Origin of the sequence: Pseudolactococcus hodotermopsidis (assembly GCF_011170085.1) — a bacterium.
Taxonomy (GTDB): domain Bacteria; phylum Bacillota; class Bacilli; order Lactobacillales; family Streptococcaceae; genus Pseudolactococcus; species Pseudolactococcus hodotermopsidis.
The window spans coordinates 25,375-39,813 of record NZ_BLLI01000005.1 but is presented as its reverse complement, the minus strand read 5'-3'; the positions used below and the strand labels follow the sequence as shown (position 1 = coordinate 39,813).

Below are 14,439 nucleotides of genomic sequence, written 5' to 3'. Positions count from 1 at the left end.
CTGAAAAAGTCGGTTTTTCTTAGAGTTTTAGACTCTGTAATGTTTATTTAGTTTTATTATAACCTAAAATTGACAAAAATGCACGTGAAATAGTAAATTTAATATGACTGAAATATAAATCTTGTACAAATTACCTGATATTGTCGTATAATAGAGATACATGTACTTTTGAAAATAAAAAAATAATGGAATGCTCTTTGTTTTTGTAACCGGTGTATTCTATAAAGAAAGGTTTTATGCAAAATATTGATAAAAATCGTGCTTTGAACTGGTATCAGACAATGATGACGATTCGCAATTTTGAAAATATTATTGATGATAGCAATCGTGCAGGGCATTTGCATGGCACAACGCATTTGTATAATGGCGAAGAAGCGATTGCCACGGCGGTTTGTGATTTGTTGAGAGAACAAGACTTGATTCTCTCAACGCATCGCAATCATGGACACGCCATTGCCAAAGGAACAGCAACTTATGCCATGTTTGCTGAAATTTTCGGTAAAGTGACAGGAACAAATGGGGGTCATGGTGGTTCTATGCACATCAGCGATCGTTCAGTCGGTAATATCGGTGGCAATGGTATTGTTGGTGGAAATTATCCAGTGGCTTTAGGACTTGCCAAAGCGCTGAAAATGGATAACTCTGATAATATCGTTGTCTGTTTTTCGGGTGACGGCTCAACAAATGAAGGCACTTTTCACGAAAGTTTAAATTTAGCAAGTATTTGGCAGTTACCAATTATTTTTGTCGTTGAAAATAACCAGTATGCCATGTCCAGTGACTCGTCTGTCATGATTGCAGGTAGCATTTCGGAACGCGCTAAAAACTATCAGATGTCAACTTACAAAGTTGATGGTCAGGATGTTTTTGCTGTCCATGCTACTTTTGCACAAGCACGTCAAGATTTGGTCCATGGTCCTGTTTTGATAGAGGCTGTGACTTACCGTTTCAAGGGGCATTCACGTTCGGATAGCGAGCAATATCGGACGCCTGATGAATTTTTCAACTGGGAAGATCCGATTCGTAAACTGCGCGAAAATCTGCTGGCTGAATATGATGTGTCGTCTGAGGAGTTGGCTTTGATTGATGAGAAAATCTATGCACAACTTTCTAGCGAGGCCAAACAAGCGCTTTCAGACATTGCGCCAACCCTTTCTGCAGACATCTGGAAGGCGGTTTACAGTGATTAAAACATATTTAGAGGCTGTTAATGACGGTTTACGCCAGATTCTGGAGACGATTCCCGAAAGCTATATTTTGGGTGAAGATGTTGGCACTTATGGCGGTGGATTTGGTGCAACAAAAGGATTGATTGCTGATTTTCCTGATCGGGTGCTTGATACGCCGATTTCTGAGGCGGCAATTACTGGTGTAGCGACTGGCTCGGCACTTTTAGGTAAGCGACCGATTTTAGAGATACAATTTTCTGATTTTCTGACGGTTGCAGTCGATCAGTTGGTCAATGAAGCTGCAAAGATTCATTTTTTGTCAAATGGTAAGCAGTCTGTGCCAATTGTGATTCGTGCTGCGAGTGGTGCAGGAACTGGTGCAGGTGCACAGCATTCCCAGAGTTTGGAGAATTGGTTTGCCCATATCCCTGGTTTGATTGTTGCGATGCCTTCAAACGCCTACGATGCCAAGGGGATTTTGGTTGCAGCGGTCAAAAATAACAATCCAGTCATGATTTTTGAGCCGAAATCGCTTTATCAAGTGACAGCTAAAGTGCCAAGAGAACTATATGAAGTAGCTTTAGGACAGGCAAAAGTTGTCAAAACTGGCACTGATTTGACGATTATTGCCCTAGGTTGTATGGTAGAAATTGCTAAATCAGTAGCTGAAAAAACTGAGCTGTCAATTGAAATTGTTGATCCGATTACAATTTCGCCACTGGATATTGCGATTTTATTGACGTCTGCCCAAAAAACAAGGAAAGTGCTGATAGTAACTGAGGCTGTGGCGCAATCAGGGATTTCAGGTGAGATTTTAGCGCAACTTGTGGAGAATGGCTTTACAGGAAAAATCAAGCGTTTGGGTGGTAAATTTATGCCAATTTCAGCTGCAAAAGCTATTGAATCTGAGCAGATTCCGAGTGAAGAGGCTATTTTACAGGTAATTGAGGAATTATTGAAATGACGAAAATTATCATTGACAATCTTATTGAAATTGATTCTGAAAAAGAAGAAATTCATGAAGAATTTTCAGGAGAATTTTATGAGAAAAATGACATGATTTTTCTTGTTTATCAAAATGAATTAAATGAAAAAGTCGTCATGAAATATAATGAGAAAATGCTTATAATGACACGATTTTCAAAGCCTAACATGATAATGAAACTGTTACCAGACATTAATACGACAACCGCTATTGCCACACCACTTGGTTTACAACGTTTTGAGATTAGAACACAAAGTTATGAAAAGTTATCGGACGGCTGTCAAACGCAATATCAGTTTTGGCAACATGAGCGGTTGCTTGCGCAATATGTGTTGAGAGTTAGATTTGAATGATAAAAATAGGATGTTGAAAATCTAAAAAACCGAACATTACAAGCAAAAACTGTCCTAAAAGACAGTTTTTTTCATCATTTTCCACAAATTTAGCCTATAATGATAATAAATACAAAGAAAGTTGGAATCAAATTGTCTGAAAAAAATGCTTACGCGCAAGCAGGAGTTGATGTAGAGGCTGGATATGAAGTTGTTGAGCGAATCAAAAAACACGTGAAACGCACGGAACGTATGGGTGTTATGGGTGCACTTGGCGGATTTGGTGGGATGTTTGACTTGACAACAACGGGTGTTAAAGAACCTGTTTTGGTGTCTGGCACGGACGGTGTTGGCACGAAATTGCTTCTTGCGATTGAGGCTGATAAGCATGATACGATTGGGATTGACTGTGTTGCCATGTGTGTCAACGACATCATCGCTGCGGGGGCTGAGCCACTTTATTTCCTTGATTATATTGCGACTGGCAAAAATATTCCCGAAAAATTGGAACAGGTCGTGGCGGGTGTTGCTGAAGGCTGCGTTCAATCAAATGCTGCCCTTGTTGGTGGCGAAACAGCCGAAATGCCTGGTATGTATGGCGAAGATGACTATGATCTTGCTGGTTTTGCGGTGGGCGTGGCTGAGAAGTCTCAAATTATCACAGGCGAAAAAATTTCCGAGGGAGATGTGTTGATTGGTTTGGCATCGTCTGGCATTCACTCAAACGGTTTTTCTCTTGTTCGCAAAGTTTTTGAAAATTCTGACTTAAACGCTGAAATAGCTGAACTTGGCGGTCAAAAGTTGATTGATAACTTGCTGACACCGACCAAGATTTATGTCAAAGACTTGCTACCTTTGGTCAAGGCTGGCGTGATTAACGGCATTTCCCACATCACAGGTGGTGGGTTCATCGAAAACATTCCGCGCATGTTTGGCGACGATTTGGCGGCTGAGATAAATGAGGGCAGTTGGGAGATTCTACCTATTTTTGACTTGATGGAAAAAACAGGCAATCTCAAACATAAGGAAATGTTTGAAATTTTCAATATGGGCTTGGGTATGGTACTTGCCATTTCTCCCGAAAATGTCGCACAGACAAAGGCTTTGCTAGATGACAAGTGTTTTGAAATCGGAAAAATCGTCAAACGTGACACAAAAGCGGTTATTATCAAATGAAATTAGCAGTATTTGCCAGTGGTTCTGGCACGAATTTTGAAAATTTGGTTAAAAAAGGGATTCCAGTTGAGTTCTTATTTACAGATAAACGTGGTGCTAAGGCGCTTGAACGTGCTGAAAAATTGGGTGTTAGCGCTTATTGCTTTGAGTTGAAAGAATTTGAAAGCAAGGTTGATTATGAGACTGCGATATTGACTTTATTAGCAAAACATGAGATTGACTTGATTGTTCTCGCAGGTTATATGAAAATCGTCAGCCCTACTTTACTAAACGTTTACTCGGGGCGAATTATTAACATTCATCCCGCTTATCTGCCAGAATTTCCGGGTGCGCATGGCATTGCGGATGCTTGGCATGCTAGGGTGTCTGAGAGTGGTGTAACGGTACATTATGTGGATAATGGGATTGATACAGGCGAGATTATTGCCCAACGACGTGTGCCGATTTTGCCAAATGATACACTTGAATCGTTTGAGAGTCGCATTCATGATATGGAATATGTGCTTTATCCTGAGGTTTTGAAGAGAATGATGTTAAAAAAATGAGAGTCGTAAGGCTCTTTTGTCAATTTGAACAATAGTCGTATGAAAAACAATGATTATCGGTATATCGGGTAGTGGAAAGTCTATTTTATCAAGTGATGAAACGTTCTTTTCGTTTTCGCAAGTACGGGAACATGAGCTGGTATAGTGGCTTATATTGGAAGAAAAGTTGTTTGACCGCGATTATCGGACATTTTTGAAATTTGTTTGAACATTTGAAAATAAAGCCGAAGATATAAAATTGCTTGTGATTAAAAATCGAAAATAAGTCAGGGCATTTGTTAGAAAAGGAAATAAAATAATAATGGCATTTAAAGAAATCAATAGCAATAAATTAGACATGAATCCCTTTACAAAAATTGGCAAAGAATGGTTGCTGATTACAGCGGGAACGGCTGATAAACATAATACAATGACCGCAAGTTGGGGCGGTTTCGGTTTTTTGTGGCAGCGCAATGTGGCGACGATTTACATTCGTCCCCAACGCTATACCAAAAACTTTGTGGACGCTAATGATACGTTTACCTTGAGTTTTTTTGGTCGTGGTTTCCGTCAAGAATTGACTTATCTAGGGCAAACGAGTGGTCGTGATGAGGCTAAAATCGCTAAATCTGGTTTAACACCGATTTCGTTTGAGGAAACAGTCGGTTTTGAGGAGGCTGAAATCGTTTTTGTCATGAAAAAGTTGTATCAAGCACCTATTTTGCCTGAGTATTTTCTTGATAAAAGTGTTGACGACTACTATCCTGAGCATGATTATCATGATATGTATATTGCTGAGATTGTTAAGACTTTTGTGAGAGAAAAATAAGAATGGCAATTGTCGTTTTTTAGTGTATAATATAATATGTAATGAAAAATCAGAAAAAATCAAAAATCATATTTATAACTCTCGTATCCGTTATCTTTGTTGGCATCCTTTCTTTGCTTGCGGTTAATTTATATCCGATACTTCAGCAAATCCTCAAACATCCTAAGGATATGGCTGATATAACCTCTTACATCGAAAAATATGGTGCTAAAGCGCTACCTGTTTTACTTGCTTTACAAGTCGTAGCGTTTTTTATTCCAGGTTTTCCGCCAAGTTCCGTTAGCATTTTATCGGGGCTTTGTTACGGGGCTTTTTTGGGTGCAGCGGTCAGCATTGTCGGCATTTTCATCAGTAATTCACTTTTATTTTTGTTCAGTCGTGAGATTCAGTCATTCCTTTTTGATGAAAAGTCGTCTAGCAAGGCTTCTAATAAAATTGGCAGCTTGATTGATAAGGCAAAGTCGGAAAGACAAGTAATTTTTGTTGTCTATCTGGTTCCGATTGTGCCGAATCTGATATTGCCGATTGTTTTTTCAAATCGAGGTATGACTTATCGAACATTTATTTTATCTGTGCTGACAGTAGCTGTACCGTCTACTTTTCTTTATTGCCTGCTTGGCGAGCGTGTATCAAATGGCGATTTCAAGACAGCTCTGATTTTACTTATTGTTATTTTGGCTATTCTTGTGACGGCTTGGTTGATAATTACAAAATCAAGACGAAAAAAGTAAAAGCCATCACAGGCTTTTTAGTTTGCGGAAAATGTAGTCTGTTGTTTTTTCAACAGCTGAAAACTCATAGGTTAATTGCAAGTTTTGACTCAAGTTTGGTAAAATATTGATGACTAAGTTGACTGAAAATTTCAGGGCGAAAGCAATCTTAGATAAACTTGACAAGTCGTAAGTTTGTGTGAGTTCAGAAAAATAATCTAGTAATTTTTTATTAGCTTTGCCAAGAGATATAGAAAAATCAGTTTCAATCCCAACGTGCCAAGCTAAGAGTTTATAAAATTCAAGGCGAACATGTTGCTCAAAAAAATATGTCGCATATAAAAATTCATGACGTAAAATACCTTTGACCACATAAGTTGCCAGCCAAAAGAACTCGTTAATCGTGTCGTCAAATTCTTGTTGATTTGGGCGTTTAATAAAATGACTGCGCTCAGAAGTAGCAGGTAAAGTCAAATATTTGCCAGTTTTGTCGAGTAAAATTGTGTTGAGCGTATCTGCCAACAGATAATTTGATACGCTAGAGATAGGCTGAATCTTTAAATCTAGTCGATTATCGTCCATAAAGTGCATGAGCCAGCACCAACGATTGCTTTCAGGCAAAATCTGTTCAATCATTATCTCGCCGAACATTGTACGATTAAAACTTTTAAAATCAGCAAAACGCTCATTTTCGACAAAATAAGTAATGTCAAAATCTTGATAAATATCAGGTGTAATCGACGGATTATTGCGTGACCCCTCGCTTCCAATCATCAAAATCTCATTATTTTCTCGTCCAGTTTTTAAAATTAGTTCAAAAAGTTGTTCACTTGTCATATCTTTAACCTCTTTACAATAAAAAGTATAGCATAAATATGTAGAGGCGTTCAAGCACAAAGACAAAACTTCCTGCTAATCTTTCATCAACTGTCACTTGAGTTGAGTATCATTACTAAATATGGTAGAATAACAAAAGGAAACGTTTACAAATATAAAAGGGGTTTTATGAAACAAACAAAGACGATTGAAAAGTTCAGTTATGGACTCTATTTTATGGGGCAAAATATCTTTTATTATTTGCTTCTGACTTATCTTTTGACTTACTTTACTGATGTTGGTATTCCTGTTCTTGCCGTAACTGTCATTACTTTATTGGTCAAGGTATGGGATGCAGTTAATGATGCGATTTTTGGTGGAATGGTTGATAAAATTAAGTTCAAATCGGGTAAATTTCTACCTTGGATAAAAATGTCGCTTTTAGCGATTCCGATTACAACGATTTTTCTTTTTGCTATTCCTAGTGATGTACCGATTTGGCTGAAAATCACTTGGGCAGCGCTCGGCTATATTCTTTGGGATACTTCTTATACAGTCTGTGATGTGCCGATTTTTGGACTTGTGACGACGATGACGGATCAGCAAGAAGAGCGGACGGAGTTGATTTCAATTGGGCGAATTTTTGCCATGATTGCGACTTTAGCGGTCTATGTTATCGTACCCTTGGTACGTGAGTCGATTGGTGGTTGGTTGCCATCGGCGCTCGTTTTGTCAATTGCGGCGCTTATTTTTATGGCACCGATTTGTTTTACGGCAAAGGAGCGCGTGAAAGCCAAGGATGATGAGATTGATATTAGCTTTGGACAGATGTTTTCTTTTGTTAAAAATAACAAGTATCTCTTGATATTTTATATTGCTTTTATCTTATCAGGTGGTTTTAATGTTGCTTCAATGCTCCATATGTATGTTGCTAGATATAACTTAGGCAATGAGGGACTTATGGCGACTTTGGCATTATTAACGGCTGTACCGTCAATCTTGGCAGCTGTTGCGATTCCTATTGTAACACGGAAGATAGATAAATTTTACGTCTTTTTTTGGTCATCAGCGATTGGTGTGGCTTTCAATGTCGCAGCTTATTTTATCGGCTATGATAACTTGTTGGTGCTTTATATCTTCTCATTTTTGCGTGCGATTCCAAGTGGTTTTGTTGGTGTTTTGATGTTCATGTTCACGCCTGATTGTGCTGAGTATGGGCATTATAAAACAGGTATTTTAGCGCCAGGAATTTCTTTTGCGATTCAAACTTTTGCAGCGAAAATTGTTGCTGCAATTTCAACAGCGGCAGCGGCTCTTATGCTTTGGCTGATTCATTTTACTGTTGGTGAAGGGGCTGTGCAAAATGCGGGTTTTAACGATAATTTGTGGGCAATTTATCTGCTTGTGCCAGCTTTTGGCATGCTGATTTCTTTACCAGTTCTTGCCAAATATAAATTGCGTGATGAAACGGTAAAGATTATGACCGCTGTCAATACAGGAAAAATGCCACGTGAACAAGCAGAAGAATTATTGAAAGGTAAATTATAATGACTGATTTTAAACAAAAAGCAATCGACCTTGTTGCTCAGATGACATTGAGCGAAAAAACAAGTTTACTAAGTGGCGAAAATACGTGGCAGACTAAGGAAATTAAGCGTTTGGGCGTACCGAGTTTGATGATGACGGATGGACCGCATGGTTTACGTAAGCAAGAGGATCAGTCTGATAATCTTGGCATTAATGCGAGTAAAAAGGCAACGGCTTTCCCACCTGCTGTAACTTCAGCAGGGGCATTTGACCGTGAATTGCTCTATGAAATGGGGGTGGCGCTAGGCGAAGAGGCACGTGCTGAGCAAGTTTCAGTGCTTTTGGGACCAGGTATCAATATTAAACGCAGTCCGCTTTGTGGGCGAAATTTTGAGTATTTTAGCGAGGATCCTTATATTTCTGGCGAACTTGGTACAGCTTATATCAAAGGTGTGCAAAGTAAGGGAATTGGTGTATCGCTCAAGCATTTTGCGGCAAATTCTCAGGAAAAGTGGCGCATGGTATCGGATTCGATTGTTGATGAGCGTGCTTTGCGTGAAATTTATCTCTCGGCTTTTGAAAAATGTGTCAAAAATGCGCAACCGTGGACAGTCATGTCTAGTTACAATAAGCTAAATGGTATTTATACAAGTGAAAGTCATCGCTTGTTGACGGAAATTTTGCGTGATGAGTGGGGCTTTGATGGTGTTGTTATCAGCGATTGGTCAGCGGTAAATGACCGTGTAATTGGTGTTAGGGCAGGACTTGACCTTGAAATGCCAAATTCTGGTAATTTTTTGGATAAAATTGTTGCGGAAGCTGTTAAAACTGGTCAGTTGTCAGAAACTGATTTGGATAAATGTGTCATTCGCTTGGTCGAACTCGCACTTAAAGCTAAGAAAAATAAATATTTTGCAGCGACATTTAGCAAGGAAAAACACCACCAACTTGCTTGCAAAATTGCTAGAGAATCAGCCGTCTTATTAAAAAATGAAGCGCAAATTTTGCCTATCTCAGCAGATAAGAAAATTGCGATTATTGGCGAATTTGCCAAAAAACCACGTTATCAAGGTGCAGGTTCAAGTCGAATCAATCCATTTAAGGTTGATAACGCTTTTGATGCGCTAAAGACTGCGGGTTATGCGCTAGAGTACGCGAGTGGCAAAGACTTAGAGAAAGTGACACGTTTGGCAAGTGAATGCGACCTTGTCCTTGTTTTTGTGGGATTGACTGATGATTATGAAAGTGAGGGATTTGACCGTGAAACCCTTGCCATGCCTGACTCGCATAATCATATGATTGAAACTGCCGCTAAGGCTAATTCTCAAACAATTGTCGTTTTGCAATGTGGTTCGCCTGTTGCCATGCCTTGGGCAGACAAAGTTAAAGGTATTTTGCTGACTTATCTCTGTGGTCAGGCGGGAGGACAAGCGACTGCTGATTTGCTGACTGGTGCTCAGTCGCCGTCTGGCAAACTTGCTGAAACTTGGCCTTTGAAACTTGAGGACACGCCCTCTTATCGCTATTTTGCGACCAACTCACGTCTTGTTACTTATCGCGAAAGCCTTTTTGTTGGCTACCGTTACTATGATACGGTGGCTTGCGATGTTGCCTATCCTTTTGGTTACGGCTTGACTTATACCGACTTTATTTATAGCAAGGCTCAGATTACAGAGACAGGTGCTAAAGTTACGATTGAAAATGTTGGCAAGATGACAGGCGCTGAAATTGTTCAGCTTTATATTGCAGCACCAGCTGATAGTAAACGCCCAAGACCCGCCCACGAACTCAAAGGATTCGACAAAATTACGCTCAATCCAGGTGAGAAAAAAGTCGTCAATTTTTCATACGATGATCGGACTTTTGCTTATTATGATGTTGAAAAAGCTGACTGGGTAACTGAAACGGGGACTTATACAGTCCAAATCGCAGCTTCAAGCCGTGATATAAAAGCAAGTGGGGAAATTCAAATTCAGGGTATTGAGCCTTCACAAACTGTTAATGCTGTTTATCAAAATATTGCAAGTGCCATTGACGAGACAGGTATTTTCAGTATTTCTGACGAAGAGTTTGCCAAAATCTATGGTAATGAGTTACCGCAAGAGTTACCAACTCAGCCTTATCATGCCAACTCAACGCTTGGTGATATTCAACACACGCTTATCGGCAAAGCGATTGCCAAGGTTGCGCGCAACAAGCAAGAAGCGACATTGACGGCTGGGGGTACCAAAGAAGAGGAGGACGATGGTTGGCGTAAGATGTTTGAGGCTTCGCTTATGGAAACACCCTTGCGTGGGCTTGCGATGATGAGCGAAGGCGTTGTGACACCTAAACGCTTAACTGCCATGCTTGATTTGCTGAATCACAAGCCTGTTCAAGCTGTTAAAGGGTTATTTGGAAAGTCTAAGTAATTGATTATAACTATAGATAAAGTCCAGTTTCAGGGTTGAAATTGGACTTTATTATTTTTCATATTTTGAATCTAAAGGTTTTAGGGGCATAGCGTTTGATGATGAGGTAACCGATACTGACGTAAAGAAGACTGATAATCGTCAAAATAGCAAGGAAAATATAACCTTTTGGATGAATTTGCAAGCTCGTATAACAAATCATGTAGAAAATCCATGAAATAAATCTATAAACAGGATTGACAACGTTTAAGTCGCTGGTATAAGGTTGTAAGAGGTAATAAACAAATAATTCATGGAATGAAAAGAGAAAGTTCAAGGCGATTAAAAAGAGTATTAAAATCAGATAGAAATTGGGCGAAATATGGTTGCCAAAAATGAGACAAAGGATAAGAGTATCTGCAAAAATACAGAGAATGATAATACCATTGAGCATGAAAGTTTTCTTGAAACGTTCATTGAAACCTGATAAAATCGTCTGTGATTTACGGTAAAATGGATAATAGAGTAAGGCACTATCACAATTTAAAAAGCACATTTGAACAATTTTTTTACCATAGCCGATACAATACATGAGAAAAAAGAGACCCGGAAAAAAAATTAATAAGTCGTTTTCATCTATCGTGAACAGAAGTTTACCATTGACAAAAGAAATGAGAGCGGCTGCAATAACGAGCAACAAAAAGAGACCAAATAAGGCAAGGCGTTTGTAAATCCCTTTATATAAAGTATCTTTGTAGCGATAAAATAACAGTTTATTGAGCATGCTGGTGCCTTTGCCAAAATTTTGTTGACCATTATAAGTCAATTTTTTTTGCATGGCGATACCCTCATTAAACTCTTTAGTTTTCAAGGCTAACTTGACAATAGCACGTTCATCAACTGCGAGATAACTCGAGCTAACAAGTGTTTCAATATAGTTTTTTTCGCCTTTGAAAAGAAGAATTTGACGTATAAAGAAAGCTGACATAACAAGTAATAGTAAAGCAAGGGGAAGAGAGAAGAGAACAGCTGTTCCAATGAATAGATAAAAAACAAGGAAAAGACCAATAAAAATGAGACATAAAGTGCTAAACAGACCAAGTTTAAGAGATTTTGGGAGTCTGCTTGGAATCGTTTTCCGTGATAAAAATTGTGCTAGCGTGAAGAAAAAAAGTTGAAAGGCAATGTAAGTCAAAAGGCAGTTTAACGCCTGTGCTTTGGCAAGAGTAGCTAGGGTAAAGAGTGGTAGGAGATAGAAAAATAGTTTGTTTAATTCTTTATAAAAACTTAGAGTTGTAACTGTTTTGACATATGAAAGTTGAAAATAGGTAATAAAGTCGAGTATATCTTCTGAAATTGCCCCATAAAAAAGATTAAAGCTATTTTTCAAAACAACCGTGATGAGTAACATGGCTAAAATGGCCGCTTGAGCCTGCGATTTCTCAAGTATTCCCATAGGTCTGCCTGAGTGAATCAAACCGTCCAAGACCGAAAAAGCTACTGCAAAAATGCCCACTATCAAGGCACTCAGAAGTGTTCTAGTCAAAAAACTAAAAATGCTAACAAGAACGGAGAAAACGTTTTTAATCACTTTGTCTTTATAAATTGTATCTGAAATATGTTGACCAAGAAATGGGAGTTTCTTGGCAAAATAAATCAGTCCATTAACTTTATGGATAGTGATAGAATGGAAAAAATACCAGTTGAGTTTGATAAAATTATTCATGAGCAGTTTCCTTATCGGCAACACCATAATTGTCGCTTAACAGTTCAATGATTTCAGACTCAAAGTTCTTGTCATGAATCATCTCAGGATTAACAGCAGTCAATTTTTCATTGTGCAATAGGATGATTTCGTCACACATATCTTGCGCTAGTTGCAAAATGTGCGTTGAAAAGATGATAACGGTGTCCTTTTTCAAAGATAAAATCAATTTTTTCATATCGTGAGCAGCAATAACATCAAAACTTGTCAAGGGTTCATCAAGCAATAAAACAGGTGTTTCGGTTATGACAGAGATTAACATTTGAACTTTATTTTTCATGCCATGTGAAAAATCTTTGAGTAATTTATTATGGTCTATTTCTTGAATACCAACGGCAATCAGATAGTCGCTCGCCGTCTTTTGCGTGACAAGGCGTGTGCTGTTGATGTCAATGAAAAATTGAACAAATTCCACCGCGGTCATAAAATTAGGCAAAATTGGTTGCGTATAAATAAAGCCAATTTCCGTGTTATCATAGTCTTGATGAGCTTCTCCTGTTTCGTCTGTCAGCGCAATTTGCCCACTGTCAAGCGACATATTTTTAGAAATACAATTAAAAAGCGTTGTTTTTCCAGCACCATTTCGACCTAATAAACCATAAATTTTGCCTGTTTCAAATGTAAATGATGCGTCCGTAAAGAGCGTTTTTTCGGCGAATTTTTTATTGATTTTCTCTAAAATTAACTTCATTTGCTGACATCCTTTGTTTGCTTTTGATATAATTATACACGAAAAGTCGCTAAATTGCTAATCGTTGCATTATTCTGATAAAAATAATAAAAACTTTCTAAGCCTGACAATAGAAATGTTCTGAAAATTCTGTTATAATTGTAATAACAATATTTAAAAACATGATGCTGAAAGCGGTGCGACGAAGTCGCAAACTTTCCTAGAAAGTTAGTTTGAAGCTCAAATAAAGGAGTCTAATATGACAATCAATATAGCTTTACTCGGTTTTGGGACGGTCGCAAGCGGTGTGCCTTTTTTGCTTAAGGAAAATGGTGCGAAAATTACGGCTGCGGCGAATGCTGACATCAAAATTGCTAAGGTTTTAGTCAAGGATGAAGCTGAAAAAAATGCACTTTTAGCGGAAGGAAAAGCTTATCATTTCGTGACGGATATTGCCGAAATTCTTAATGATGCTAGCATTGACATCGTTATCGAGCTAATGGGGCGTATTGAACCAGCAAAAACTTTTATTACAAAGGCTTTGCAAGCTAAAAAACATGTGGTATCGGCTAACAAAGATTTGCTTGCGGTACATGGTGCTGAATTGCTTGCGATTGCGCGTGATAATGGCGTGGCACTTTACTATGAGGCAGCAGTTGCGGGCGGCATTCCGATTTTGCGCACGCTTGCGAGTGCTTATCAAGCTGACAAAATCACGAAAATTCTTGCTGTGGCAAATGGTACGAGCAATTTTATGATGACCAAGATGGTGGATGAGGGGTGGACTTATGACGAGGCTCTGGCTGAGGCTAGTCGCCTTGGTTATGCCGAATCTGACCCAACAAACGACGTTGACGGCATTGATGCGGCCTATAAGATGGTCATTCTCAGTCAATTTGCTTTTGGCATGACGATTAACTTTGAGGATGTTCGACATGAGGGCATCCGACATATCACACCTGAAGATGTGACTTTGGCGCAAAAACTTGGTTATGTTATCAAACTTGTTGGTGAAATTGTTGAACGTGAATCTGGTATTTATGCCGAGGTTGTGCCGACTTTCTTGCCGAAAAATCATCAGTTGGCGACAGTCAATGGTGTTATGAATGCTGTCTTTGTTGAATCTATCGGTATTGGTGAGGCCATGTATTATGGTCCTGGTGCGGGTCAAAAACCAACGGCTACTTCTGTTGTTGCTGATATTATTGCCCTTGCGCATGGTATTGTTAAAGGCGAAAAAGTTGCGCCATTTAACAATTTTGCGCGTGAAACGGTTTATGCGAAAAAAGAAGATTTGCTTGACAAATATTATTTTGCCATTGAAACTGAGGATAAAACGGGTCAACTTTTGAAATTAGCTGAGCTTTTTGAGGCTGAAAATGTGTCATTTGGGCAAGTTTTCCAAGAAAATTTGGCTGAAAATCGGGCAAGTATTGCCATTATTTCACATCAAATGGATTTGAACCAGTTTGATAGTTTGGTTGAGAAAATCTCAGCTTTGCCTGGTTTTACCTTGCGTAATACGATTAAGGTGATTTAAAATATG

General features: G+C 38.7%; 13 protein-coding genes. 10 read left to right on the top strand and 3 right to left on the bottom strand.

Features of this window, described 5'->3' with window-relative positions; genetic code table 11:
* Positions 1-236: 236 nt before the first annotated feature.
* From Hs30E_RS01710 to Hs30E_RS01680, 7 genes are all read left to right on the top strand, one after another.
* Positions 237-1,190: a thiamine pyrophosphate-dependent dehydrogenase E1 component subunit alpha gene (locus tag Hs30E_RS01710; protein ID WP_172207504.1), complete on the top strand. Its 954-nt coding sequence runs from the start codon at positions 237-239 to the stop codon at positions 1,188-1,190.
* Complete coding sequence (locus tag Hs30E_RS01705; protein ID WP_172207503.1) at positions 1,183-2,133, top strand: alpha-ketoacid dehydrogenase subunit beta; 951 nt, start codon at positions 1,183-1,185, stop codon at positions 2,131-2,133. The genes Hs30E_RS01710 and Hs30E_RS01705 overlap by 8 nt, the downstream gene beginning before the upstream one ends.
* Positions 2,130-2,507 (top strand): YwiB family protein, encoded by a 378-nt coding sequence (locus Hs30E_RS01700; RefSeq protein WP_172207502.1) that lies wholly within the window; start codon positions 2,130-2,132, stop codon positions 2,505-2,507. The genes Hs30E_RS01705 and Hs30E_RS01700 overlap by 4 nt, the downstream gene beginning before the upstream one ends.
* 132 nt (positions 2,508-2,639) lie before the next feature.
* Positions 2,640-3,662 (top strand): phosphoribosylformylglycinamidine cyclo-ligase, encoded by a 1,023-nt coding sequence (gene purM, locus Hs30E_RS01695; protein ID WP_172207501.1) that lies wholly within the window; start codon positions 2,640-2,642, stop codon positions 3,660-3,662.
* Entirely contained in the window at positions 3,659-4,207 is a 549-nt protein-coding gene (gene purN / locus Hs30E_RS01690; protein WP_172207500.1) for a phosphoribosylglycinamide formyltransferase, read from the top strand. Before purM ends, purN begins: the two co-directional genes overlap by 4 nt.
* Before the next feature lie 301 nt (positions 4,208-4,508).
* Positions 4,509-5,015: a flavin reductase family protein gene (locus tag Hs30E_RS01685; RefSeq protein ID WP_172207499.1), complete on the top strand. Its 507-nt coding sequence runs from the start codon at positions 4,509-4,511 to the stop codon at positions 5,013-5,015.
* A gap of 41 nt (positions 5,016-5,056) precedes the next feature.
* Positions 5,057-5,746: a TVP38/TMEM64 family protein gene (locus Hs30E_RS01680; RefSeq protein ID WP_172207498.1), complete on the top strand. Its 690-nt coding sequence runs from the start codon at positions 5,057-5,059 to the stop codon at positions 5,744-5,746.
* 6 nt (positions 5,747-5,752) lie between these two features.
* Here the strand turns inward: Hs30E_RS01680 and Hs30E_RS01675 are convergent, their stop codons facing one another.
* Positions 5,753-6,562, bottom strand: a complete 810-nt coding sequence (locus Hs30E_RS01675; RefSeq protein WP_172207497.1) for an aminoglycoside 6-adenylyltransferase — start codon at positions 6,560-6,562, stop codon at positions 5,753-5,755.
* A gap of 168 nt (positions 6,563-6,730) precedes the next feature.
* On the opposite strand from Hs30E_RS01675, the gene Hs30E_RS01670 reads away from it, so the two are divergent.
* Both Hs30E_RS01670 and Hs30E_RS01665 read left to right on the top strand, forming a co-directional pair.
* Positions 6,731-8,089, top strand: coding sequence for an MFS transporter (locus Hs30E_RS01670; RefSeq protein ID WP_172207496.1), 1,359 nt, complete (start codon positions 6,731-6,733; stop codon positions 8,087-8,089).
* Positions 8,089-10,479, top strand: a complete 2,391-nt coding sequence (locus tag Hs30E_RS01665; protein WP_172207495.1) for a glycoside hydrolase family 3 C-terminal domain-containing protein — start codon at positions 8,089-8,091, stop codon at positions 10,477-10,479. The genes Hs30E_RS01670 and Hs30E_RS01665 overlap by 1 nt, the downstream gene beginning before the upstream one ends.
* A 58-nt stretch (positions 10,480-10,537) precedes the next feature.
* On the opposite strand, the gene Hs30E_RS01660 is transcribed toward Hs30E_RS01665, so the two are convergent.
* A complete protein-coding gene (locus tag Hs30E_RS01660; protein WP_172207494.1) occupies positions 10,538-12,184 on the bottom strand; it encodes a hypothetical protein in 1,647 nt (548 codons plus the stop codon).
* Positions 12,177-12,914, bottom strand: coding sequence for an ABC transporter ATP-binding protein (locus Hs30E_RS01655; protein WP_172207493.1), 738 nt, complete (start codon positions 12,912-12,914; stop codon positions 12,177-12,179). The genes Hs30E_RS01660 and Hs30E_RS01655 overlap by 8 nt, the downstream gene beginning before the upstream one ends.
* Positions 12,915-13,152: 238 nt before the next feature.
* Between Hs30E_RS01655 and Hs30E_RS01650 the strand changes: the two genes are divergently transcribed.
* A complete protein-coding gene (locus Hs30E_RS01650) occupies positions 13,153-14,433 on the top strand; it encodes a homoserine dehydrogenase (RefSeq protein ID WP_172207492.1) in 1,281 nt (426 codons plus the stop codon).
* The last annotated feature ends 6 nt before the right edge of the window (positions 14,434-14,439 follow it).